The organism is Methylibium sp. T29-B (genome assembly GCF_000576225.1).
GTDB lineage: Bacteria > Pseudomonadota > Gammaproteobacteria > Burkholderiales > Burkholderiaceae_C > Methylibium > Methylibium petroleiphilum.
This window is the reverse complement of sequence record NZ_AZSN01000031.1, coordinates 1-23,643: the sequence shown is the minus strand read 5'-3', so window position 1 is coordinate 23,643 and position 23,643 is coordinate 1. Positions and strand designations below refer to the sequence as shown.

Below are 23,643 nucleotides of genomic sequence, written 5' to 3'. Positions count from 1 at the left end.
CGCCCTTCGGTCGCGCAAGAGGCCCTATCGCTTGAATGGGTTGCGCTCGTCGAGCTCGTCGACGTAGGCCTCGATGCCGGCGCCTTCGCGCGCCAGATAGCGCGCCACGGCATCGGCAAAGCGCGCATCGCTGAGCCAGTGCGCGGAATGCGTGCGCACCGGCATCAGCCCGCGAGCCATCTTGTGCTCGCCCTGCGCGCCGCCCTCGAAGCGACGGTAGCCGTTCTCGATGCACCACTGCAGCGGCTGGTAGTAGCAGGCCTCGAAGTGCAGGCAACTCACCGGAGCGAGCGCGCCCCAGTAGCGGCCATAGGCGTGGCCGCGTTCGGGGTCGAGGGCGATCAGCGATGCGGCGATCGGCTCACCCTCGCGCCGGGCGGTGAACAGCAGCCAGTGCTGCGGCAGGGACTCGGCCATGTGGGCGAAGAAGTCGCGCGTCAGGTAGGGCGTCGAGCGGTGCTCACGGTAGGTGTTGCGATAGCAGCGGTAGAAGAAGTCCCAGTCGGCGGCCCGGATCTGCGTGCCGACGCGGGTTTCGAACTCGACGCCGGCCTCGCGCACGTAGCGGCGCTCCTGCTGGATCTTCTTGCGCTTGTCGCGCTGCAGGCTGGCGAGGAAATCGGCGAAGTCGGCATAGGCCGCGGGAGCCCGGTTGGTCCAGTGGAATTGCACCGTGCTGCGCAGCATCCAGCCGGCCGCCTCAGCGGCGCTGCGGTCGGCCTCGTCCAGAAAGAGCACGTGCGCCGATGACAGGCCGTGTTGTCGGGCGAAGCTCTCCATCGCGCGCAGCAGCACGCTGCGCGCGGCCGGGTCGCGTGCCAGCAGGCGCGAGCCTGGCACCGGGGTGAACGGCACCGCCGACAGCAGCTTCGGGTAGTAGCGCAGTCCGGCCTCCTCATAGGCCTGCGCCCAGGCCCAGTCGAACACGTACTCGCCGTAGGAGTGGTTCTTGAGGTAGAGCGGGCAGGCCGCCACCAGCACCTCGTCACGCTCGATCACCAGGAACTGCGGTGCCCACCCGGTACCCGAAACGGCGCTGGCCGACGCGTGAAGCGCGCACAGATAGGCATGGCGCATGAAGGGCGTCGGCGCCGGGCTGGCGTCGACCAGCGCGTCCCAGGCCTGGGCGTCGATGAGGGCCGGATCGGCGTGCACCTGGACCGCCCACGCCTCGGGGTCGCGGGTACCATCGATCGACAACGCGTCTTCTTCCTGATCCATGCCTGCCACCGTGTCTGCCTCGATCGCCCTCGTCCAGTTCAACGCCACCGTCGGCGACCTCGCAGGCAACGCGCAACGCATCGCCCAGTGGTCCCGCCAGGCCTACGCACAGGGCGCGCGACTGGTGATTACGCCGGAACTGTCGCTGACCGGTTATCCGCCGGAAGACCTGCTGCTGCGACCGGCCTTCATGCGTGCCTGCGACGAAGCGCTGGCCGCTTGCGCGGCGTCGCTGGCCGATCTGCCGGACCTGCAGGTGGTGGTCGGCCACCCGCAGGCCATCGATGCACTCGGCGATCTTCGCACGCGCTCGCTGGCGGTGCAGCGGCGGGTCAATGCGGCGTCGGTGCTGGCCGGCGGGCGTGTCATGGCCACCTATGCGAAGCGGGAACTGCCCAACTACCAGGTGTTCGACGAGCGCCGCTACTTCGTGTCGGGCCGCGATGCCGGCTTCGGCCCGCTGGTGGTGGAGACAGGCGGGTTGCGCGTCGGGCTGCTGATCTGCGAGGACGCCTGGTTCGACGAGCCGGCGGCGGCGGCGAAGGCGGCGGGCGCCCAGGTGCTGGCGGTGATCAATGCCTCGCCCTTCCACCTCGGCAAGGCCGAGGAGCGCGAGGAACGCATGGCGCGGCGCGCCGTGGAGAGCGGCCTGCCATTGCTGTACTCACACCTGGTCGGCGGACAGGACGAGGTGGTGTTCGACGGGGCCTCGTTCGCAGTCGACGCACAGGGCGCTGTGCGGGCGCGCGCCGCCAGCTTCGTGGAGGAGGTGCTTGCGGTTCAGGTGAACGCCGACGGCGCCGTCAGCGGCCCGCTGGCGCCGGCGCCTTCGCTGGAATCGCAGGCGTGGGCAGCACTGGTGACCGGCGTGCGCGACTATCTCGGCAAGAACGGCTTCCCCGGCGCCATCATCGGCCTGAGCGGCGGCATCGATTCGGCGCTGGTGCTGGCGGTCGCGGTCGATGCCTTGGGGGCCGATCGGGTGAGGGCGGTGATGATGCCTTCGCCGTATACCGCGGACATCTCGTGGATTGACGCTCGCGACATGGCGCGACGCCTGGGCGTGCAGTACGACGAGATCTCGATCGTGCCGATGTTCGAGTCCTTCAAGTCAGCCCTGGCGCTGGAGTTCGCCGGCCTGGCCGAGGATGCGACCGAGGAGAACATCCAGGCGCGCATCCGTGGCACGCTGCTGATGGCCCTGTCGAACAAGTCGGGTCGCATCGTGCTGACCACCGGCAACAAGAGCGAGATGGCGACCGGCTACTGCACGCTCTACGGCGACATGGCGGGCGGCTTCGCGGTGATCAAGGACGTGGCCAAGACCCTGGTCTACCGCCTCGCGGCCTGGCGCAATGCGCAGGGTGCCGCGCCGGTGATACCCGAACGCATCATCACGCGGCCACCGTCTGCGGAACTGCGGCCGGACCAGACCGACCAGGACAGCCTGCCGCCCTACGACGTGCTCGACGCGATCCTGGCGCGCTACATGGAAGACGATCAGGGCGTCGAGGAGATCGTCGCTGCGGGTTACGCACGCACCGATGTGGAGCGCGTGACGCGGCTGATCAAGATCAACGAGTACAAGCGACGGCAGGCACCGGTGGGGATTCGCATCACGCACCGCTCGTTCGGCAAGGACTGGCGCTATCCCATCACCTCGAAATTCCGTGCTTAAATTCTGGTCAGTCACCTTTCACCGGAGCGCGCCATGAAACAGATCACCGCCGTCATCAAGCCCTTCAAGCTCGAGGAAGTGCGCGAGGCGCTTGCCGAGGTGGGTGTGTCCGGTCTGACCGTGACCGAGGTCAAGGGCTTCGGCCGCCAAAAGGGCCACACCGAGCTGTACCGTGGTGCCGAGTACGTGGTCGACTTCCTGCCGAAGGTGAAGCTCGAGGTGGTGGTGAAGGACGTCGACGTCGATCGTTGCCTGGAAGCCATCGTCAAGGCGGCCAAGACCGGCAAGATCGGTGACGGCAAGATCTTCGTCAGCTCGGTCGAGCAGGTCGTTCGCATCCGCACCGGCGAAACGGACGAAGCGGCGGTCTGACCGAACGGAAGCTCAGGTTCGGCTGTAGTCGTCGCGGCCGCCGCTTAGCGCGGCTTGGGCCGCGAGCCGATCGAGCAGGGCTGACGGCTCGTCACCGATCTCCAGCATCGCGCGCGTGCCATCCGAGACGAAGCCGGCGTCTACCGTCTGCTGCATGAACGCGACCAGAGCGTTGTAGTAGCCGCCGACATTGAGCAGCCCGATCGGCTGGTCGTGGTAGCCGAGCTGCCGCCAGGTCCACACCTCGAACAACTCCTCGAAGGTGCCGATGCCGCCGGGCAGCGCCAGGAAAGCGTCGGCCTGTTCGGCCATGCCTTGCTTGCGCTGATGCATGGTCTCGACCACGTGCAGTTCGCTGAGGCCGGAGTGTCCGACCTCGCGCTCCATCAGCGACCGCGGGATCACGCCGATCACCGGGGCGCCGCCCGCCAGCGCGGCGTCGGCGACGATGCCCATCAGCCCGACGTTGCCGCCACCGTAGACCAGCTGCCAGCCGCGTTGCGCGATCTCCCGGCCAACGGCCCGGGCCGCGTGGGCATGGGCCGGATCGTCGCCAAGGCGCGAGCCGCAGTACACACACAGCGTGAAGCGCTTCGTCATGGTTCGCGCCGCGTCAGCTGCCGAAACGATGCCAGAGCGCAGCCACCCAGATGCCCATGCACAGCAGCAGCGACAGCAGCACGGCGGCACTGGCGAGGTCCTTCGCGCGCTTGGACAGGTCGTGGAGCTCGTAGCTGACGCGGTCGATCGCCGCTTCGATGCCCGAATTGAGCAGCTCGACGATCAACACCAACAGCACCGAGCCGACCAGCAGAGAGACCTCGATCCAGCTGCCGCCCAGCCAGAAGGCTGTGGGCACCAGCAGCACGGCCGCCCAGACTTCCTGCCGGAACGCGCTCTCGCCGCGGTAGGCGATCTGCAGCCCGTCCATCGAGTAGCCAGCCGCACGGATCACGCGGTCCAGGCCGGTGCGGCCTTTGTAGGGGTTGCTCATGGCGCGCGATGGTAACTGCGGCGTATGGCGCCGCTGCGAAACTCAGGCGCGGGCAGGGGGGTGCCGCGCGTGTCGACGAGCCGCGTGCCGCACAGCGCGTCGTGCCAGAACTGGCGCTGCGGATGCAGCTTCGATGACAGGGCATAGAGCGCGACCCCGGTCGCGAGCACCGCGGCCAGGTGCGCGCCGCTGTCATGCCAGCCGGCCAGCCAAGCCAGGGCCAGGGCCGGCAGGAACCATATCCAGGCGGTGAGATAACGCCCCAAAGCGCGTGCGCGCGTGAGCCGCCGGCCGTCGGCCGTCTGCAGGTGGATGCGCCAGGTCTGCATCGGTAGCGTCTGGCCGCTTCCCGACCAGTACCACGTGAAGTAAACGCCGGGCGCCAGCACGAAGGCGGTCAGCAACAGGCCAAGGCGTCCGACCATCGCATGGCGCTGATCGGTGAGCACGGAATAGATCAGCGCACAGACGAACACCACGCCGAACAGCAGCACACCCTCGTAGAGGAAGCACGCCAGCCGGCGACGCAGTGGCGGTGCCAGTGCCCCGGGCGGCGGCGCGAGGCCGGCTTGCGCGTTCGGGGTCGGCACGTGTCAGGGCTTGCGGCGCGGCTCGGTCGCTGCGCCCTGAGGGCCGCGGCGCGGCAGCAGCGTCGTCGAGTCGACGAACTCTGGGGTCGCCGCGACCTTCGGCAGGCCAGTCTGCTGGTGCAGAGGGGGCGCGGGGCGCGTCGACATCAGGTTGGTCGTGGCCCCAGGCTTGGCCTGCGTCAGCCCCGGTGTCACTGCGCGCGGCTTGCGGGCCTCCAGCAGCGGGTTCGGGACGGTGTTGACCTTGGTCTCGGCGGCTGGCGGGATGGGTCGCGCATTGACCTTGCCGGCGCCGGTCTTGGCGCGGGCGGCGAGGTCGCGCCGCTGGCTTTCAGGCAGGGACTGGTAGGCCTCCCAGCGGCGCTGGCGTTCCTGCGGGCTCAGGTCCTTTGCACCCTGGTAGTTCATGCGCGCCTCGGTGCGTTGCTTGGCGCTGAGATTGACCCAGTCGGACATGCGTCGCTGAACGCGGCTGCGCTCGTCGGGCGACATGCGATCGAAGCGCGACGCCAGCTCCAGCCATTTCTGCTTGCGCTGGGGGTCGATCGATGACCATTCGCTCTGGAGCGGTGCCAGTGCCTCGCGTTGCGCCGGGCCGAGGCTGTTCCAGCCGGGGCCACCGGCATCAGCACCCGCGGCACTGGCGAGTGGCGCAGCCAGCGCCAGCAGCATGCTCAGCAACGCACCGGCCGCGACCCGGGCAAACGCCGGATGCCGCGCAGCGACCCGCCGCAGGGACACGAAACCCGTCATCCTCAGTTGCTGCCCACCGATCCGGGCAGGCGCAGGAACTCGGCGAAGCCGGCATCGGTGTAAGCTGCCGGCGGCAGGTCGTCGGCCAGCAGGGCGGCATCGACCTCGGCCGCGGCGCTGATCTGGTCGTCGTCGTGCTGGATCTGGATCAGCACCAGGCCGGCCACCAGCGCGAACAACGGCGCCAACGTCGCGAGGCGCCAGCCCCAGCCGGGCTCTCCACCCCAGGCCAACACGCCTCCGCCGAGCCGAGCGGTGCTCGGGGCGGTGCGTGTCGCAGCCTGTCTGGCACGCGCCAGCGCTTGCTCGCGCGCGAAACGAAGGCGCTCCGTCACGTCGCCGGGCAGACTGTCGACGTGCGTGCTGAGAGCCGCCGCCACACGCAGCGCAAAGCGGTCTTCGAGCGACTGGTGATCCAGCCGGGTTGGTCCCGTGACGACGTTGAAATGATTCATGGCAGCACCCCTCTGGCCTTCAAGGCCTGCGCCAAGCTGTGCACTGCCCGGGAGCAATGGGTCTTGACGCTGCCCTCCGAGCAGCCCATCGATTGAGCGGTCTCGGCGACATCGAGTTCCTCCCAGTAACGCAGCAGGAAGGCCTCCCGTTGACGCCCCGGCAACCGCGCGACTTCGGTCTCGATCGCGAGCAGGATCTGGGCCCGCGACACGCCGTCGGCCGCCGTTTCGACCGTGGTAGCACCACCGGCGGCCGCCAGAGTCTCGAGCAGATCGAAGTCGCCGTCGGCGTCCGCTGGCTCGAAATCCGAGAAATTGCGCACGACGGCATTGCGCACCTTCTGCCGGCGAAACCAGTCCATCATGGCGTTCGACAGGATGCGCTGGAACAGCAGCGGCAACTCGGCCGGCGGCCGGTCGGCATATTTCTCGGCCAGGCGGATCATCGAGTCCTGCACGATGTCGAGCGCAGCATCGTCGTCGCGAACGGCATAAACGGCCCGCTTGAAGGCGCGCTTTTCGACGCTCTTGAGGAAGTCGCTGAGTTCTTTGTCGGAAGCCAAGAGGCGCGGCCTGTCTGCCGTGGCTTTGGGGAGGCCGCGGATTATGTCACCGCACCTCGATGCAGCAGCCTGCGCCGGGCTGGTGCCGGGCGGATGCCATAATGTGCGCTCGCAAAACGCTCATTGGTCTTCAACACCATCCGACCCGGGTGGCTTTGCCAGACCGCGCAGGCCCCACATCCACCCCACCAGGGTGCGAAGAGGGGCACCGATGGTTTTTCGTCAGAGAAATTCACAAAGGTTCGAAATGGACATGTCTGCCGCGGAAATCAAGCGGGCCGCCACGGCCCAACCGCACCCCACCCAAGCTGCCGAGCCCAACGGTTCGGAAATTCTCGTTCGCTGCCTGCAGGCCGAAGGTGTCAAGTACCTTTGGGGCTACCCGGGCGGCGCCGTGCTGTACATCTACGACGCGCTGTACAAACAGGAGACCATAGAGCACGTGCTCGTACGCCATGAGCAGGCGGCCATCCATGCGGCCGACGGCTATGCGCGCGCGACCGGCGACGTGGGCGTTGCGCTGGTGACCTCGGGTCCGGGCGTGACGAATGCCATCACCGGCATTGCCACTGCCTACATGGACTCGATTCCGATGGTGATCATCACCGGGCAGGTGCCGACGCCAGCGATCGGCCTCGACGCCTTCCAGGAGTGCGACACCGTCGGCATCACCCGGCCGATCGTCAAGCACAACTTCCTTGTGAAGGACGTGCGCGAGCTGGCGCTCACCATGAAGAAGGCCTTCCACATCGCCCGCACCGGCCGTCCTGGCCCGGTGGTGGTCGACGTGCCGAAGGACGTGTCGCTGAAGACCGCGCCCTTCCAGTACCCTGCCGTGGTCGAGATGCGCTCGTACAGTCCGGCGAAGAAGGGCCACAGCGGGCAGATCCGCAAGGCCGTGCAGTTGCTGCTGCAGGCAAAGCGGCCTTATATCTACACCGGCGGCGGCGTGATCCTCGGCAATGCCTCGGCGCAACTGCGCCAGCTGGTCGACCTGCTCGGCTATCCGTGCACCAACACGCTGATGGGCTTGGGCGCCTTCCCGTCGACCGACCCGCGCTTCCTGGGCATGTTGGGCATGCACGGCACCTACGAAGCCAACATGACGATGCAGAACTGTGACGTCCTGCTGGCCGTGGGCGCGCGTTTCGACGACCGGGTGATCGGCAACCCGAAGCATTTCGCTTCGGTGGAGCGCAAGATCGTGCACGTCGACATCGATCCGTCGAGCATCTCCAAGCGCGTGAAGGTCGACATTCCGATCGTCGGCGACGTGAAGGAAGTGCTGCAAGAACTGATCTCGCAGATCAAGGAAGCGCAGGCGAAGCCGGATTCGCAGGCCCTGTCGGCCTGGTGGAAGCAGATCGCCGAATGGCGCGGTCGCGAGTGCCTGAAGTACAAGAACTCCGACGAGGTCATCAAGCCGCAGTTCGTGGTCGAGAAGCTCTGGGAGTTGACCCGCGAGCGCGACACCTACATCACCTCCGATGTCGGACAGCACCAGATGTGGGCGGCGCAGTACTACCGCTTCGACGAGCCGCGGCGCTGGATCAACTCGGGTGGCCTGGGCACGATGGGGGTGGGCCTGCCGTACGCCATGGGCATCAAGCTCGCGAAGCCGGACTCCGATGTCTTCTGCATCACCGGCGAAGGCTCGATCCAGATGTGCATCCAGGAGCTGTCGACCTGCCTGCAGTACAAGACGCCGGTCAAGGTGATCTCGTTGAACAACCGCTATCTGGGCATGGTGCGGCAGTGGCAGGAGCTCGATTACGGCGGCCGCTATTCGCACAGCTACATGGAGGCCTTGCCCGATTTCGTGAAGCTGGCCGAAGCCTACGGTCACGTCGGACTGAAGATCGAGAAACCGAGCGAGGTGGAACCCGCGCTGCGCGAGGCGATCCGGCTGAAGGACCGCACGGTCTTTCTCGACATCCGTACCGACCCGACCGAGAACGTCTGGCCGATGGTCCAGGCCGGAAAGGGCATCTCGGAGATGCTGCTGGGCTCGGAAGACCTGTAAGGCCGGGGCACGCGCGGCGCGAGGGCGGCGGGCTTGCCGGTCCGTCGCCAGGAGCGCAGCGAGTGCAGCGACCGCGGTCTGAACCACTACTCATTCATCGAAGCGCGTGGCCAAGGGCTGCGGTTACCGCCGCAGTCCTGAAGAGCGCGAAGGACGATCTACCCATGAAACACATCATTGCCCTGTTGCTCGAGAACGAGCCGGGCGCCCTGTCGCGCGTCGTGGCGCTGTTTTCGGCGCGCGGCTACAACATCGAGAGCCTGACCGTTGCGGCCACCGAGGATCCGTCGCTGTCGCGCATGACCATCACCACCACCGGTAGCGAGGACGTGATAGAGCAGATCACGAAGCACCTCAACCGGCTCATCGAGGTGGTGAAGGTGGTCGACCTGACCGAGGGTCAGTACACCGAGCGCGAACTGATGCTCATCAAGGTGCGCGCCGTCGGCAAGGAGCGCGACGAGATGAAGCGCATGGCCGACATCTTCCGGGGCCGCATCGTCGACGTCACCGAAAAGACCTACACGATCGAGCTCACCGGCGATGCGCCCAAGCTCGACGCGTTCATCGAGGCGGTGGACCGCACCGCGATTCTGGAAACCGTGCGCACCGGCACCAGCGGGATCGGTCGCGGCGAGCGCATCCTGCGCGTCTGAACCCCGTTCCATTACTGAATTTCGACAGGAGAGAACCCCATGAAGGTCTATTACGACAAGGACGCCGACCTCAGCCTCATCAAGGGCAAGAGCGTGGCGATCATCGGCTACGGCTCGCAAGGCCATGCGCATGCCCAGAACCTGAACGACAGCGGCGTCAAGGTCACCGTCGGCCTGCGTCGCGGCGGCGCATCGTGGAACAAGGTCGAGAAGGCCGGGCTGAAGGTGGCCGAGGTCGCTGATGCGGTCAAGAGCGCCGACGTCGTGATGATCCTGCTGCCCGACGAGCAGATCGCCTCGGTCTACAGCGCCGAGGTCGCGCCGAACATCAAGCAGGGCGCCTCGCTGGCCTTCGCGCACGGCTTCAACGTCCACTACGGCCAGGTCGTGCCGCGCGAAGACCTCGACGTGTGGATGGTTGCCCCGAAGGCCCCCGGCCACACGGTGCGCAACACCTACACCCAGGGCGGCGGCGTGCCGCACCTGATCGCCGTCCATGCCGACAAGACCGGCAAGGCGCGCGACCTGGCTCTGAGCTATGCGGCAGCCAATGGCGGCGGCAAGGCCGGCATCATCGAGACCAATTTCCGCGAGGAGACCGAGACCGACCTGTTCGGCGAGCAAGCCGTGCTGTGCGGCGGCACCGTGGAGCTGATCAAGGCCGGCTTCGAGACACTGGTGGAAGCCGGCTACGCGCCCGAGATGGCCTACTTCGAATGCCTTCACGAACTCAAGCTGATCGTCGACCTGATCTATGAAGGCGGCATCGCCAACATGAACTACTCGATCTCGAACAATGCCGAGTACGGCGAGTACGTGACCGGGCCGAGGGTCGTGACCGAGGACACCAAGGCGGCGATGCGCCAGTGCCTCAAGGACATCCAGACCGGCGAGTACGCCAAGAGCTTCATCCTCGAGAACCGTGCCGGTGCGCCGACGCTGCTGTCGCGTCGCCGCCTGACCGCAGAGCACGACATCGAGGTGGTGGGCGAGAAGCTGCGCGCGATGATGCCGTGGATCAAGGCGAACAAGCTGGTGGACAAGAGCCGCAACTGATCGCGACCTTCCGCTCCACGCTCCGTCTAGGGCCGCGACACTGAAGGGTGCGCGGCCCTTCTTGCGACGGGTGCTGCGGTATCCTCCCGCCCATGATCGATCTTCATGGTGCGCCGAGGGGTCTGGATTCGTTGCCACGGACTGGCCGAGCATGAGCATGCACGACGGCACGCAGGATCCGAAAACGCCGGACGCGCTCGAAGATGTCGACGACGAGGCGCCGCGCCGGCCTCGCCGCAAGGGCATCTACATCCTGCCCAATCTCTTCACTCTTGCGGCTTTGTTCGGCGGGTTCTACGCGATCGTGATGGCCATGAACGACCGCTTCGAGCAGGCGGCGATCGGCGTGTTCTGCGCGATGGTGCTCGACAGCCTCGACGGTCGCGTCGCGCGCATGACCAACACCCAGAGCGCCTTCGGCGAACAGATGGACAGCCTGTCGGACATGGTGTCCTTCGGCGCTGCGCCGGCGTTGATCGTCTATGAGTGGGCGCTGCGGGGGCTGGGCAAGCTCGGCTGGGTGGCGGCGTTCGTCTACTGCGCCGGGGCTGCGCTCCGGCTGGCCCGCTTCAATACCAACATCGGTGTCGTCGACAAGCGCTTCTTCCAGGGGCTGCCGAGTCCGGCCGCCGCAGCGCTGGTGGTCGGGTTCATCTGGCTGATGGACGACGCGGGGTTCAAGGGGGCCGGCAGCATCGACTGGTTGTCCTGGATGGCGTTCGCGTTCACGCTCTACGCCGGACTGACGATGGTCACGAACGTGCCGTTCTACAGCTTCAAGGACGTGAGCTTCAAGCGCACGGTCCCGTTCATCGTGATCGTCGCGATCGCGCTCTTCATCGCAGTGATCAACCTTCACCCGCCGCTCGTGCTGTTCAGTCTGTTCGTCTGCTACGGCTTCTCAGGTTACGCGGTCTACGTGTGGCGCAAGACCAAGGGCAGGCCTGTCAGCGTCATCGCCACGTCCACTCACGAGCCCGATGAAGAGGGGCTGCACCGCTGATAGCCACTGCGGCGCGTGCCGTGATCAGGCGCGTGCTATATTGTGCTCATGACGTTTCGCGCCCGCTTTTCGCTGCTGCTACTGCTAGGAGTGCCCTGCGCGCGCTGATTGCACACGTCCCGTCGTTTCTGCATCCACGGCCCGCGCGCTTCCTGCTCGCGGGCCGTTTTGTTTAGTCCTCGACCTTCGTATCTTCGCTGGAGACTTCCATGGCCGACAAGCTCATCATCTTCGACACCACTTTGCGCGACGGCGAACAGTCGCCCGGCGCCTCCATGACCAAGGATGAGAAGCTGCGCATTGCGCGCCAGCTGGAGCGGTTGCGGGTCGACGTGATCGAGGCGGGTTTCGCGGCGTCGAGCAACGGCGACTTCGAGGCGGTCCGGGCGATTGCCGACGTGATCAAGGAATCGACCGTGTGCTCGCTGGCGCGCGCCAATGACCGCGACATCGCGCGGGCGGCCGAGGCGCTGAAGAGCGCTGCGCGTTCTCGCATCCACACCTTCATCGCGACCAGTGAACTGCACATGGAGAAGAAGTTGCGGATGACGCGCGAGCAGGTGCTGGAGCAGGCCAGGCTGTCGATTCGCTTCGCCCGCAACCTGTGCGAGGACATCGAGTTTTCGCCGGAGGATGGCTACCGGTCCGACCCGGACTTCCTGTGCCGTGTGATCGAGGCCGTGATCAACGAGGGCGCGACCACCATCAACGTGCCCGACACCGTCGGATACGGCATCCCCGAGCTGTACGGCAATTTCATCAGGACCTTGCGGGAGCGGGTGCCGAATTCGGACAAGGCGGTCTGGTCGGTTCACTGCCACAACGACCTCGGTATGGCGGTGGCGAACTCGCTGGCTGGCGTGAAGATCGGGGGTGCCCGCCAGATCGAATGCACGATCAATGGGCTCGGCGAGCGCGCAGGCAACTGCTCGCTCGAGGAAGTCGTGATGGCGGTTCGCACGCGGCGCGACCATTTCGGGCTCGAAGTGGGCGTCGATACCACGCAGATCGTGCCGGCTTCGCGGCTGGTGTCGCAGACGACTGGCTTCATCGTGCAGCCGAACAAGGCGGTCGTCGGCGCAAATGCCTTCGCGCACGCCTCCGGTATCCACCAGGACGGCGTCCTGAAGGCGCGTGACACCTACGAAATCATGCGCGCCGAGGACGTGGGCTGGAGTGCCAACAAGATCGTGCTCGGCAAGCTCAGCGGCCGCAACGCCTTCAAGCAGCGCCTGCAGGAGCTCGGAATCGAGCTCGAGTCCGAGACCGACGTCAACGCGGCCTTTGCGCGCTTCAAGGATCTGGCCGATCGCAAGAGCGACATCTTCGACGAAGACATCATCGCGCTGGTCGGCGATGAGAGCGTGACCCACGAGCAGGAGACGTACCGGCTGCTCTCGCTGGAGCAGCAATCGGCGACTGGGGAGCGTCCGCATGCGAAGGTGGCTTTCGCGGTCGGAGAGACCGAGTTCCACGCCGAGAGCGAAGGCAACGGGCCGGTCGACGCGAGTCTCAAGGCCATCGAGTCGAAGCTGAAAAGCGGCGCAGAAATGCTGCTCTATTCGGTCAATGCCATCACCTCGGGCAGCACAGAATCCCAGGGCGAGGTGACTGTGCGGCTGCAGCATGGCGGACGGGTGGTGAATGGCGTGGGGGCGGACCCGGACATCGTGGTGGCCTCGGCCAAGGCCTACCTGTCGGCCCTGAACAAGCTGCACAGCAAGAACGAGCGCGTCGCCGCCCAGGGGTAACGGGAGGCATTCTTCACGTGGAATGGAGGAAGGGCGCGTAAGCTTTTGATCTTGCGCGCTTTTTTTCTTTATCCTAGACTCGTGCGCGTGTCGGAGGGAGTGCCCGTGTTGATTTCGTTGCCTGTGTTTCGTTGGCGTGTGGCTCTGTTGGCCCTGTTTGCCATGCTGTCCTTCGGACTGAGCACGGGCGCCGATGCCGCCACCAAACGTCAGAGCAGCGCCAGCAAGGCGAGTGCCAAGTCGAAGGCCAAGGTAAAGAGCATTCGTGCCGCGACGCGCAAGTCGGTCCGTACGGTGGTGGCACGCCCCTCTTTCGGTGAGCTCAGCGGTCTGCGTGCCACCGATGACCCGCTCGATCTGCGTTCGAGCGTGGCGCTCGTGATGGATCAGGACACCCACGAGGTGCTGATCGACAAGAACGCCCAGGCCGTGTTGCCGATCGCGTCGTTGACGAAGCTGATGACCTCGGTGGTCGTCGTCGAAGCCGGGCAGTCGCTCGACGAGATGCTCACGATCAGCCAGGACGACGTGGACACCGAGAAGGGCAGCGGGTCGCGACTGGCCGTCGGTACCCAGCTGACGCGTGGCGAGATGCTGCATCTGGCCCTGATGTCGTCGGAGAACCGTGCGGCCCATGCGCTGGGCCGGCATTACCCGGGCGGCTTGGTGGCTTTCGTCTCGGCGATGAACGCGCGCGCCAGCCTGCTCGGCATGACCGACACGCGCTATGTCGAGCCCACGGGACTGTCGAGCCGCAATCAATCGAGCGCGCGCGACTTGGCGGCGCTGGTATCGGCGGCCTACCAGCATCCGCTGATCCGCGAGCTGTCGACCTCGCAGGAATACAGCGTGGCGGTCGGGCGCCGCACGCTCCAGTACCGCAATACCAACGGCCTGGTGCGCAATCCAGCCTGGGACATCGGGTTGCAGAAGACCGGCTACATCTCCGAGGCGGGTCGCTGCCTGGTCATGCAGGCGCAACTGGCGGGACGCAAGCTGATCATGGTCTTCCTCGATTCAGCCGGCAAGTACTCGCGGCAGGGCGACGCCGAGCGCGTGCGCCATTGGATCGAGGCAAGCCCGCCGCCTGCCGTGACGCCGGAAGTTCCGCGGGCCGAAGGGCCGAAGACGACCTCCTGACGCGCTGCGGCGGGACGCACCGGCGAGCGCCGGGCATCCGCCCGGGCAGACCCCGGCGATCAGCCTTTCAGGGTTTGGCGTGGTGGCCGAGGGCCGCCGAAATCTGGGCGGCAGTGGCCTTCAGCCGCTCCATCCAGCTGTCTTCCAGGCGATCGGCGGGGGCCGAGATCGACAGTCCGGCGATCAGCTTGTCCTGGTCGTCGAAGATGCCGGCTGCCATGCAGCGCACGCCCAGTTCCAGTTCCTCGTTGTCGCGGGCGCTGCCGTATTGCAGCACCTTCGCCAGTTCGCGCTCCAGAGCCGGTAACTCGGTGATGCTGTTGCGCGTGTGGCCGGCGAGCCCCGTACGGGCGGCATAGGCCCGGACTCGCTGGGCGTCGTCGTGCGCGAGGAACAGCTTGCCCACGGAGGTCAGGTGCAGCGGGGCGCGGCCGCCGACGGCGCGAACGACCTGCATGCCGGAGCGCTCGCTGTAGGTCCGCTCGATGTAGACGATCTCGTCGCCCTGACGCATCGAAAGATTCACGGGTTGGTGCGTGAGCTTGTGAAGCTCGCGCATCGGCGCGATCGCAGCCTCCCGGACGTCCAGCCGTGCCTTGACCAAGTTGCCGAGTTCGAGAAGGCGCATGCCCAACCGGTAGCTGCCCGCCTCGGGCCGGTCGACGAAGCGACCGATCGCGAGATCGTTGAGGATGCGATGGGCCGTGGAGGGGTGCAATCCGGTCTGTTCGCTGATGTGTTTCAGCGAGACCGGATCCGGGTGCGCCGCCAGAACGTTGAGCAGCGAGAACATGCGCTCCATCACCTGAATGGTCGGCGCCTGGGCTTCGGTGCGTTTCATAGCGTGGATTGTCGCTCAGCGTGGCGGATTCCTGTTTCGGGGCCGTCGCTGCGGAGCGACGCGTCAACTCAGAGGGTAAACGGGGCACGGGCCCTCAGGTAAACCCGCACAATTCTCTGCATTGACGCGCGCTATTGGACGTTGCCTCCGGTCTCCTCTACCGTCGACGCGCACTGGGCCCTCCAGGCTCCGTGGTCACCATCGCACACGCACGACAAGGAGATCGACATGCAACTGAAGGGCTCCAAGACCGAGCAGAACCTGAAGGACGCGTTCGCCGGGGAATCGCAGGCGAACCGTCGCTACCTTTACTTCGCGAACAAGGCCGACATCGAGGGCCAGAACGACGTGGCGGCGCTGTTCCGCTCCACCGCCGAAGGCGAGACCGGCCACGCGCATGGCCACCTCGAGTTCCTCGAGGCTGTCGGCGACCCGGCCACCGGCCTGCCGATCGGGTCGAGCCGCCAGAACCTGATGGCCGCCGTCGCCGGCGAGACGCACGAGTACACCGACATGTACCCGGGGATGGCGAAGCAGGCGCGCGACGAAGGCTTCGACGAGGTCGCCGACTGGTTCGAGACCCTGGCGAAGGCCGAGCGCTCCCACGCGAACCGCTACCAGAAGGCGCTGGACGCCCTGGTCGATTGAGCAGACGGCGGTGGCGCGTAGCGTCGCCGCCGCAGCGAGCGTCGAGCGGAGCGCCGTGCCCCGCTCGGCGCCCGTGTGCATGCCTTGCGCTCGCGAGTCGCCGTTCCTTCCCGCGCAGGAAGCCCTTGGTCCACAGGAGAACCCCGGATGAGCACACGCGAGGGCAATCTCGAAGCCCCTACCCGGCACGCGATCGACTGGACGAACCCCGAGTACTACGACGAGGCGGCCTGCGAGAAGGAGCTCGAGCGCATCTTCGACATCTGCCACGGCTGCCGCCGTTGCGTGAGCCTGTGTCAGGCTTTTCCGAGCCTGTTCGATCTGGTCGATGCGACCGACGACGGCGAGGTGCACGGCATCCCGAAGCAGGATTACGCGAAGGTCGTCGATCAGTGCTACCTGTGCGACCTCTGCTACATGACCAAATGTCCCTACGTGCCGCCGCACCCCTGGCGCCTGGATTTCCCGCACACGATGCTGCGGGCGAAGGCGATCAAGTTCAAGAAGGGCGGTGTCGGCGCTGGCGAGAAGCTGCTTGCCTCGACAGACGTGCACGGCCAGTTCGCCGGCATCCCGGTGGTGGTCCAGGTGGCCAACGCGCTGAACAAGACCCGGCCAATGCGCAAGCTGCTCGACTCGGCGCTGCAGGTGCATCCCGACGCCTGGTTGCCGGAACTCGCGAGCAACCGCTTCCGCTGGTCCGCGAGTCGGCAGGGCCGTGCCACCGTGGTCACGAACGGGGAACGCACGCCGGGCAAGGTGGCGATCTTCTCCACTTGCTACGTGAACTACAACGAACCCGGCATCGGTCACGACCTGATCAAGCTGCTCGAGCACAACGACATTCCCTATGTGCTGGTCGAGAAGGAGAAGTGCTGCGGCATGCCCAAGCTGGAGCTCGGCGACCTCGACGCCGTGGCGGCGCACAAGGCCGCGAACATGCCGGTGCTCGCAAGGTATGCGAAGGAGGGCTACGCGATCCTCAGTGCCATTCCCAGCTGCACGCTGATGTTCAAGCAGGAGCTGCCGCTGATGTTCCCCGCGTGCGCGGACACGCAGCTCGTCAAGGAGGCGATGTTCGATCCCTTCGAGTACCTGATCGCCCGGCACCGCGACGGCCTGTTGAAGACCGACTTCAAGCAGGCGCTCGGCAAGGTCAGTTATCACATCCCTTGCCACGGCCGCGTGCAGAACATCGGTCGGAAGACCGAGGAGATGTTCAAGCTGATCGGCCAGACGGTGTCCGTGCAGCTCAACACGGTCGAGCGGTGCTCGGGCCATGCGGGCACGTATGGCGTGAAGACCCCCTACCACCCGATCGCGATGAAGATCGGGCGGCCGGTCTTCAAGAGCATGGCCAAGGACGAACCGGACTACATCAGCTCCGACTGCCAGCTGGCCGGGCACCACATCGCGCAGGGCATGGAGGCGGGCGGGTTCCCGGCCGCCAGGCTCCTGCATCCGCTCAGCCTGGTGCGAACCGCCTACGGGCTGTGACCCCACGCAGCGAGGACAGATCGCCATGACGACCATTCCCAGAGACAGCCTGATGTCGCTCGAGGCCTATGCCAAGGTCCGCCAGACCGGCAAGCCCGAGTCGATCGCGCACCGGCGTCTGCGCACCGTGCGGCTCGGCGAGCACCTCAGCGTGCAGTTCGAGGACGAGCGCACCGTCCGCCGTCAAATCCAGGAGATGCTGCACATCGAGAAGATCTTCGACGAGGCGGGCATCCAGGCCGAGATCGACGCCTATGCGCCGCTCGTGCCGGACGGCGGCAACTGGAAGGCGACGATGCTGATCGAATACCCCGACGCGCACGAGCGCAAGCGCGAACTGGCGCGCCTGATCGGCATCGAGGATCGGATGTTCGTCGAGCCGGAAGGGCTGCAGCGCGTCTATGCGATCGCCGACGAGGACCTGGACCGGGAGACCGAGGAGAAGACCTCCTCGGTGCACTTCCTTCGCTTCGAGTTCACCCGGGTCGCGATCGAGGCCATCCGGGCTGGCGCCGCCGTGAAGCTGGGTTGCGACCACCGAAATTACCCGGCGCACACCGGCATCCCGCCGGAAACCTTGGCCAGCCTGGCGGGCGACCTGCGCTGAGCCGCGGTCGGTTCGATAGCAATTTCGGATGAGTTTGATTTAGTCTATGAATAAAGTGGATAACGGGGTCGCATTACTATTTGGGCACGGTATCACTCAACCCTGTCCCGATAAGGAAGCTCCCGATGTCCCTGATCAACACCGAAGTCAAGCCCTTCAAGGCCACCGCGTACCACAACGGCAAGTTCGTGCCTGTCAGCAACGAGAACCTGCTGGGCAAGTGGTCCGTGTTCGTGTTCTACCCGGCCGACTTCACCTTCGTCTGCCCGACCGAACTGGGCGACTTGGCTGACCATTACGCGGAATTCAAGAAGCTCGGCGTCGAGATCTACGGCATCTCCACCGACACGCATTTCGCGCACAAGGCCTGGCACGACACCTCGGACACCATCTCCAAGGTGCAGTACCCGCTCGTCGGTGACCCGACCGCGGCGCTGGCGCGAAACTTCGAGGTGCTGATCGAAGAGGAAGGCTTGGCCTACCGCGGCACCTTCGTGATCAACCCCGAAGGCAAGATCAAGATCATTGAAGTGCACGACAACGGCATCGGCCGTGATGCCACGGAGCTGCTGCGCAAGGTCAAGGCCGCGCAGTACGTCGCCGCGCACCCCGGTGAAGTCTGCCCGGCCAAGTGGACCGAAGGTGCCGAGACGCTGAAGCCCTCGCTGGACCTCGTCGGCAAGATCTGACGGTCCGCGTTCGCCGCGGACTGCTTCCGATCGAAGCCGGTCCGTGGAGCCGGAACCCCTGACCCCGGCCGAGCGCCGGACCGCACGACCGGGCGCACGAGGCCCGGGCGTCGGGACGGCCTTTTCCCTGAATTTTCCAAGGACGAGCCACCATGCTGGACGCTGCCCTCAAGACCCAACTGAAGAGCTATCTCGAAAAGGTCGAACACCCGATCGACATCGTGGCCTCGGTCGACGAAGGCGACAAGTCGCAGGAGCTCCTGGCCTTGCTGAACGACATCGCCGAACTCTCGGCCCGCATCACGCTCTCGGTGCGCCGTGACGACGCCGAGCGCAAGCCCTCGTTCTCGCTGAACCGCCCCGGCGCGCGGATCGGCCTGCGGTTCGCCGGTCTGCCGATGGGCCATGAATTCACGTCATTGGTGCTGGCGCTGCTGCAGGTCGGCGGCCATCCCTCGAAGGCGGCGGCGGAGGTGATCGAGCAGGTCCGGGGACTCGAAGGCGACTACCTGTTCGAGACCTTCTTCTCCCTGAGCTGTCAGAACTGCCCTGACGTCGTGCAGGCGCTCAACCTGATGGCGGTGCTGAACCCGAACATCCGCCACGTGGCGATCGACGGTGCGCTGTTCCAGGCCGAAGTCGAACAACGCCAGGTGATGGCCGTGCCGACGATCTTTCTCAACGGCCAGGTCTTCGGCCAGGGCCGCATGGGCCTGGAGGAGATCGTCGCGAAGCTCGACACCGGCGCCGTGAAGCGCGAGGCCGCGAAGCTCAGCGCCAAGGCGCCTTACGACGTGCTGATCGTTGGCGGCGGCCCGGCCGGCGCGGCCGCTGCCATCTACGCGGCGCGCAAGGGCATCCGCACCGGCCTCGCGGCCGAGCGCTTCGGCGGCCAGGTGCTGGACACGCTGGCGATCGAGAATTTCATCTCGGTCAAGGAGACCGACGGCCCGAAGTTCGCCGTCGCGCTGGAAGAGCACGTCAAGGCCTACGATGTCGACATCATGAATCTGCAGCGTGCCGAGGCGCTGATCCCCGGCAAACCCGGTGAGCTGACCGAAGTGCGCTTCGCCGGGGGCGCGGCGCTGAAGGCCAGCACGGTGATCATCGCCACCGGCGCGCGCTGGCGCGACATGAACGTGCCCGGCGAGCAGGAGTACCGGACCAAGGGAGTGACCTACTGTCCGCACTGCGACGGCCCGCTGTTCAAGGGCAAGCGCGTGGCGGTGATCGGCGGCGGCAATTCCGGCGTCGAGGCCGCGATCGACCTGGCCGGCGTGGTGGCGCACGTCACGCTGCTCGAGTTCGCCGCGGAATTGCGCGCCGATGCGGTGCTGCAGCGCAAGCTGCACAGTCTGCCCAACGTGAAGGTCATCACCCAGGCGCAGACGACCGAAGTCACCGGCGACGGGCACAAGGTCAATGGCCTGACGTACACCGATCGTGCCTCCGGCGAGGTTCACCAGCTGGCGCTCGAGGGCGTGTTCGTGCAGATCGGCCTGCTACCCAACACCGACTGGCTCAAGGGCACGGTGGAGCTGTCCCGGCACGGTGAGGTGATCGTCGATGCCCGTGGCCAGACCTCGGTGCCTGGCGTGTTCGCGGCTGGCGACGTGACGACCGTGCCCTACAAGCAGATCGTGATCGCGCTCGGCGAGGGCTCGAAGGCGGCGCTGAGCGCCTTCGACCACCTGATCCGCTCGACGGCGCCTGCGCTCGCCTGAGGCGTCGGCCTCAGCCGGCGACCGGCGGGTCAATCTCGCCGTCCAGATAGAACCAGCGGCCCTGATCGCGGACGAAACGGCTGCGCTCGTGCAGCCGGTGGGCACGGCCGGCGAGCTTGCTTCGGGCCACGTACTCCACCTCGGCCGCGTCGGGGCCGGTGAGCCGGTGCTGCCGCACCTCGAGGCCCAGCCAGCGCAGGCCGGGTGGCGGTGGCTCGATCGCCGCGGGCCGGGTCGAAGCGTGCCAAGTCGCCAGCAGATGCTCGCGGCGGTCGAGCACGAAGGCGCTGTAGCGCGAGCGCATCAGGGTCTCGGCATCGGGGGCCGGCAGCGCCGTCCCGACATGGCGTCCGCAGCACCGGTCATAGGCCGGGCGGCCGCAGGGGCAGGGCAAGGGGGCGTGCTTCGCGTCGGGAACCATGGAGCGAGCCTACCGCGACCGGGGCGGCAGCCGCGCTGCTACCCTTCGCGCTTCGCCGTTCCTCGCCTGTCATGCTGTTCCTGATCTCACCCGCCAAGTCGCTCGACTACGAACATCCCGCGCCGGTGCCCGATGCCGGTGTGCCGCATTTCTCGGCCGCGGCCGGCGAACTCATCGGGCTGCTGCGCCAGCACGACGAGCGTGGCATCGCCGAGCTGATGGACCTGAGCGAGCCGCTGGCCGCACTCAACGTCGCCCGCTATGCCGCCTTCAGTCCGCGCCCTACCTCGGCCAACAGCAAGCCCGCGCTGTTCGCCTTCGACGGTGACGTCTACGGTGGGTTGGGCGCGCACGAACTGAGCCGGCCCCAGGTCCGCTGGGTGCAGGAGCACGTGGCCATCCTGAGCGGCCTGTACGGCGTACTGCGACCGCTGGACCGCCTGCAGCCCTACCGGCTCGAGATGGGGACGCGGCTCGCCAACCCGCTGGGCAAGGATCTCTACGCCTTCTGGCGTACGCGCATCGCCGAGCACCTGAACGAGCGCCTCGCCGGGCAACGAGCGCCGGTGGTCGTGAACCTCGCGTCGGAGGAGTACTTCAAGGCGGTCGATCGCAGTGAACTGCGCGCGCGTGTCGTCCACTGCGTGTTCCAGGATTGGAAGGGCGGCGCTACAAGATCATCAGCTTCCACGCCAAGCGGGCGCGCGGACTCATGGTGCGCTACGCGGCACTGCACCGCGCGCGATCGCCGCGGGCGCTGGCCGGATTCGATCTCGAGGGCTATGCTTTCGATGCTTCGGCAAGCGAACCCGACCGGATGGTGTTCCGTCGCCGCCTGCCCTGACGCCTCCGCAACGCTATCGACTGCCCGATGAGTGCAACTCCCACCCGCAGCGTGCCCCACATCACCCGCGAGATGCGCGAATGGGTCACCGACCAGGCACGCGCCGGGCACACGCCCGAAGCCTTGCTGGCGTCCATGAAGGCCAGCGGCTGGGAGGAGGATGCCGCGCTGGACGTGCTCGAGATCGTGCTGCGCGACATCGTCGAGGCGGGTACCCGGCAGAAGGTGCTGCCACCGCCCGCGCGGGTGCCCGAGCCTTTCCTCGACGGTGCGCCGGCCACCCTGTGGGCACACGATCGCGAGGTGCGCGTGGTGATGGCGATGCGCGATCCGCGCGTGATCGTCTTCTCCGGCCTGCTGTCGGACGCGGAATGCGACGAGATCGTGGCGCTCGCGGGCGCGCGGCTGGCGCGGTCGCACACGGTCGACACGGCCACCGGAGCCAGCGAGGTCAACGCCGCCCGCACCAGCGATGGCATGTTCTTCACGCGCGGCGAGCACCCGGTGTGCGCGCGCTTCGAGGCCCGCATCGCGGCGCTGCTGAACTGGCCAGTCGAGAACGGTGAGGGCCTGCAGGTGCTGCACTACCGGCCGGGCGCCGAGTACAAGCCGCACTACGACTACTTCGACCCCGACCAGCCCGGCACCCCGGCTGTTTTGCAGCGCGGCGGCCAGCGGGTGGCCACGCTGGTGACCTACCTCAACACCCCGACGCGGGGCGGAGGCACCACCTTCCCGGACATCGGCCTCGAGGTCACGCCACTCAAGGGGCATGCCGTGTTCTTCAGCTACGACCGGCCGCACCCCTCGACCCGCAGCCTGCACGGCGGCGCGCCGGTGCTGGAGGGCGACAAGTGGGTGGCGACCAAGTGGCTGCGCGTCGGACGCTTCGATTGACGCGGGGCTTGCGACGGTTGACGCCGGCCTGAACGCAGCTGCCGGGCGTCGCCGTTGCCGCCGGGCGGACCGTTGAGTGAAGGAGCCTGTCGCTCATTCACCCTTCGAGGAGTTGCCCCAAATGAACAAGCTGATTGCTGGTCTCGCTGCTTCACTGATCGTCCTGGGAGCTCAGGCCCAGACCGCGACGCCCGCTGCACCCGCAGCGCCTGCTGCGACGCCATCCGCTGCGGTGACGGCCGCGCCGGCGAAGACGGAAAAGAAGGCGGTCGCGAAGAAGACCGCGGCAAAGAAGAAGCACAAGAAGGCGGCGGCAACCAAGCCCACGGCCTGAACGTCGGCACAAAGAAAGAAGGCCCGCGCTTGCGGGCCTTCTCCTCTCGAGGCGTACCGGTCGCGGCCGACGGCGGCCCTCCCTCAGCCCTGCTGCGGTTCCTGCAGGCGCGAGGGCATCGTGTCGCGCCGCGTGTCGATGTGGGCGAATGGCACCGAGCGCTCGAAGCGCTGCCAGCGGCGCTCGTCCCAGCTGCACGGCCCCTCGATGAGCCACTGCTCCACCACGGCATCGAGGTCGGCCCGCGGGACGCGGCCGTAGCGCGGGCTGCGCCGCGAGAGCATGAAGCCGCGGCGGCGCAGGCAATGCGCCGGCAGCCGTGCGGTGACGGTGTTGGTCCAGTAGGTGCACGCCTTGGCGGCCCAGAAGGCCTGACGTTCGAAATGGACGCGCCCGGCGAATCCGGTCTCGGTCGGGAAGACCACGAACTCGGCCTCCAGTTCGACCAGCGCAAAGAGGGATCGGCCGATCCCTGTGCACCGGTGGCCTGCACGAAGACGATGCGCCGGATATCCGGCGTGTGCAGCCGATCGACTTCGTTGCTGTTGCGCCGCACCACGATGTCGGCCCCGGACCACGTGGTGCTCCAGCGTGGGGAAAGATCGAAGCTGGCTTTCATCGCGTGGACTCTAGGTCCTGCGAGAAAACGGGGTGTGACGAGGCGCGTCCAAATGCAATCGCTGTGTGCGAACGATGGACGAGGCGGCTGCAGGTCACCGTTCGCAGTGCCCCAAACTCCCGGCCAGCGGGCCCCGGGACCGAAGTACATGCTTCGGTCCGTTGCCGGACGCCTCGGCGCCCTGTCGCAAATCAGCGACTGCGGCCACCGCCCCCGCCGTGGCCGCCACCGCCGCGAGGGCCACCGGCCCCGCCACTGCGGGCGCCG

Annotated in this window: 25 protein-coding genes and 1 pseudogene; 16 read left to right on the top strand and 10 right to left on the bottom strand. The window is 66.8% G+C overall.

The genetic code is table 11. The features are described from left to right. Positions 1–24 precede the first annotated feature (24 nt). A complete protein-coding gene (locus Y694_RS07485; protein WP_051495634.1) occupies positions 25–1,221 on the bottom strand; it encodes a GNAT family N-acetyltransferase in 1,197 nt (398 codons plus the stop codon). Between Y694_RS07485 and Y694_RS07480 the strand changes: the two genes are divergently transcribed. Both Y694_RS07480 and Y694_RS07475 read left to right on the top strand, forming a co-directional pair. Next, on the top strand, positions 1,220–2,899 hold the full coding sequence (locus Y694_RS07480; protein WP_173402794.1) for an NAD+ synthase: 1,680 nt from the start codon (positions 1,220–1,222) through the stop codon (positions 2,897–2,899). The genes Y694_RS07485 and Y694_RS07480 overlap by 2 nt on opposite strands. A 33-nt stretch (positions 2,900–2,932) precedes the next feature. Further along, the gene (locus Y694_RS07475) at positions 2,933–3,271 is read left to right on the top strand and encodes a P-II family nitrogen regulator (RefSeq protein ID WP_011829705.1); all 339 of its coding nucleotides are present in this window, start codon (positions 2,933–2,935) and stop codon (positions 3,269–3,271) included. Between the two features lie 12 nt (positions 3,272–3,283). Here the strand turns inward: Y694_RS07475 and Y694_RS07470 are convergent, their stop codons facing one another. From Y694_RS07470 to Y694_RS07445, 6 genes are read right to left on the bottom strand one after another with little or no spacing between them, the layout of a single operon-like run. Beyond that, complete coding sequence (locus Y694_RS07470; RefSeq protein WP_036231292.1) at positions 3,284–3,871, bottom strand: TIGR00730 family Rossman fold protein; 588 nt, start codon at positions 3,869–3,871, stop codon at positions 3,284–3,286. 13 nt (positions 3,872–3,884) lie between these two features. After that, on the bottom strand, positions 3,885–4,265 hold the full coding sequence (locus Y694_RS07465; protein WP_036231290.1) for a diacylglycerol kinase: 381 nt from the start codon (positions 4,263–4,265) through the stop codon (positions 3,885–3,887). After that, on the bottom strand, positions 4,262–4,855 hold the full coding sequence (locus Y694_RS07460) for an RDD family protein (RefSeq protein WP_051495633.1): 594 nt from the start codon (positions 4,853–4,855) through the stop codon (positions 4,262–4,264). The genes Y694_RS07465 and Y694_RS07460 overlap by 4 nt, the downstream gene beginning before the upstream one ends. Positions 4,856–4,858: 3 nt before the next feature. Further along, a complete protein-coding gene (locus tag Y694_RS07455) occupies positions 4,859–5,608 on the bottom strand; it encodes a DUF3106 domain-containing protein (RefSeq protein WP_051495632.1) in 750 nt (249 codons plus the stop codon). A 2-nt stretch (positions 5,609–5,610) separates the two neighbouring features. Beyond that, the gene (locus tag Y694_RS07450; RefSeq protein ID WP_051495631.1) at positions 5,611–6,063 is read right to left on the bottom strand and encodes a DUF3619 family protein; all 453 of its coding nucleotides are present in this window, start codon (positions 6,061–6,063) and stop codon (positions 5,611–5,613) included. Continuing rightward, complete coding sequence (locus tag Y694_RS07445; RefSeq protein WP_036231287.1) at positions 6,060–6,626, bottom strand: RNA polymerase sigma factor; 567 nt, start codon at positions 6,624–6,626, stop codon at positions 6,060–6,062. The genes Y694_RS07450 and Y694_RS07445 overlap by 4 nt, the downstream gene beginning before the upstream one ends. Before the next feature lie 247 nt (positions 6,627–6,873). On the opposite strand from Y694_RS07445, the gene Y694_RS07440 reads away from it, so the two are divergent. The 6 genes from Y694_RS07440 to pbpG all read left to right on the top strand — a co-directional run bounded on the left by Y694_RS07440 (position 6,874) and on the right by pbpG (position 14,255). Continuing rightward, a complete protein-coding gene (locus Y694_RS07440; protein ID WP_036231285.1) occupies positions 6,874–8,649 on the top strand; it encodes an acetolactate synthase 3 catalytic subunit in 1,776 nt (591 codons plus the stop codon). A gap of 164 nt (positions 8,650–8,813) precedes the next feature. Then, positions 8,814–9,305, top strand: coding sequence for an acetolactate synthase small subunit (gene ilvN, locus Y694_RS07435; protein WP_011829697.1), 492 nt, complete (start codon positions 8,814–8,816; stop codon positions 9,303–9,305). Positions 9,306–9,344: 39 nt separating this feature from the next. Continuing rightward, a complete protein-coding gene (gene ilvC, locus Y694_RS07430; RefSeq protein ID WP_011829696.1) occupies positions 9,345–10,361 on the top strand; it encodes a ketol-acid reductoisomerase in 1,017 nt (338 codons plus the stop codon). Positions 10,362–10,518: 157 nt separating this feature from the next. Beyond that, positions 10,519–11,364: a CDP-diacylglycerol--serine O-phosphatidyltransferase gene (gene pssA, locus Y694_RS07425; protein WP_036231304.1), complete on the top strand. Its 846-nt coding sequence runs from the start codon at positions 10,519–10,521 to the stop codon at positions 11,362–11,364. A 209-nt stretch (positions 11,365–11,573) separates the two neighbouring features. After that, complete coding sequence (locus tag Y694_RS07420; RefSeq protein WP_036231271.1) at positions 11,574–13,115, top strand: 2-isopropylmalate synthase; 1,542 nt, start codon at positions 11,574–11,576, stop codon at positions 13,113–13,115. A 162-nt stretch (positions 13,116–13,277) separates the two neighbouring features. Beyond that, positions 13,278–14,255: a D-alanyl-D-alanine endopeptidase gene (pbpG, locus tag Y694_RS07415; RefSeq protein ID WP_081782201.1), complete on the top strand. Its 978-nt coding sequence runs from the start codon at positions 13,278–13,280 to the stop codon at positions 14,253–14,255. A 67-nt stretch (positions 14,256–14,322) separates the two neighbouring features. Here the strand turns inward: pbpG and Y694_RS07410 are convergent, their stop codons facing one another. Beyond that, positions 14,323–15,096, bottom strand: a complete 774-nt coding sequence (locus Y694_RS07410) for an IclR family transcriptional regulator (RefSeq protein ID WP_011829692.1) — start codon at positions 15,094–15,096, stop codon at positions 14,323–14,325. 228 nt (positions 15,097–15,324) lie between these two features. Between Y694_RS07410 and Y694_RS07405 the strand changes: the two genes are divergently transcribed. From Y694_RS07405 to ahpF, 5 genes are all read left to right on the top strand, one after another. After that, positions 15,325–15,744: a rubrerythrin family protein gene (locus Y694_RS07405; RefSeq protein WP_036231269.1), complete on the top strand. Its 420-nt coding sequence runs from the start codon at positions 15,325–15,327 to the stop codon at positions 15,742–15,744. 147 nt (positions 15,745–15,891) lie between these two features. Beyond that, the gene (locus Y694_RS07400) at positions 15,892–17,241 is read left to right on the top strand and encodes a heterodisulfide reductase-related iron-sulfur binding cluster (protein ID WP_011829690.1); all 1,350 of its coding nucleotides are present in this window, start codon (positions 15,892–15,894) and stop codon (positions 17,239–17,241) included. Between the two features lie 25 nt (positions 17,242–17,266). Continuing rightward, a complete protein-coding gene (locus Y694_RS07395) occupies positions 17,267–17,848 on the top strand; it encodes a DUF3501 family protein (RefSeq protein ID WP_011829689.1) in 582 nt (193 codons plus the stop codon). Positions 17,849–17,973: 125 nt separating this feature from the next. Further along, complete coding sequence (gene ahpC, locus Y694_RS07390; RefSeq protein ID WP_011829688.1) at positions 17,974–18,537, top strand: alkyl hydroperoxide reductase subunit C; 564 nt, start codon at positions 17,974–17,976, stop codon at positions 18,535–18,537. Between the two features lie 152 nt (positions 18,538–18,689). Beyond that, a complete protein-coding gene (gene ahpF / locus Y694_RS07385) occupies positions 18,690–20,261 on the top strand; it encodes an alkyl hydroperoxide reductase subunit F (RefSeq protein ID WP_036231263.1) in 1,572 nt (523 codons plus the stop codon). Positions 20,262–20,271: 10 nt separating this feature from the next. Here the strand turns inward: ahpF and Y694_RS07380 are convergent, their stop codons facing one another. Continuing rightward, positions 20,272–20,682, bottom strand: coding sequence for a YchJ family protein (locus Y694_RS07380; protein WP_036231261.1), 411 nt, complete (start codon positions 20,680–20,682; stop codon positions 20,272–20,274). Positions 20,683–20,753: 71 nt separating this feature from the next. On the opposite strand from Y694_RS07380, the pseudogene yaaA reads away from it, so the two are divergent. The 3 genes and pseudogenes from yaaA to Y694_RS07365 all read left to right on the top strand — a co-directional run bounded on the left by yaaA (position 20,754) and on the right by Y694_RS07365 (position 22,757). Further along, positions 20,754–21,526, top strand: a pseudogene (gene yaaA, locus Y694_RS07375) (peroxide stress protein YaaA). A gap of 27 nt (positions 21,527–21,553) precedes the next feature. Continuing rightward, a complete protein-coding gene (locus Y694_RS07370) occupies positions 21,554–22,423 on the top strand; it encodes a 2OG-Fe(II) oxygenase (RefSeq protein WP_036231258.1) in 870 nt (289 codons plus the stop codon). Between the two features lie 121 nt (positions 22,424–22,544). Next, a complete protein-coding gene (locus Y694_RS07365; protein ID WP_036231255.1) occupies positions 22,545–22,757 on the top strand; it encodes a hypothetical protein in 213 nt (70 codons plus the stop codon). A gap of 83 nt (positions 22,758–22,840) precedes the next feature. Here Y694_RS07365 and Y694_RS07360 read toward each other — a convergent pair whose 3' ends face one another. Continuing rightward, positions 22,841–23,182, bottom strand: a complete 342-nt coding sequence (locus tag Y694_RS07360; RefSeq protein WP_036231252.1) for a hypothetical protein — start codon at positions 23,180–23,182, stop codon at positions 22,841–22,843. Positions 23,183–23,643: the final 461 nt, after the last annotated feature.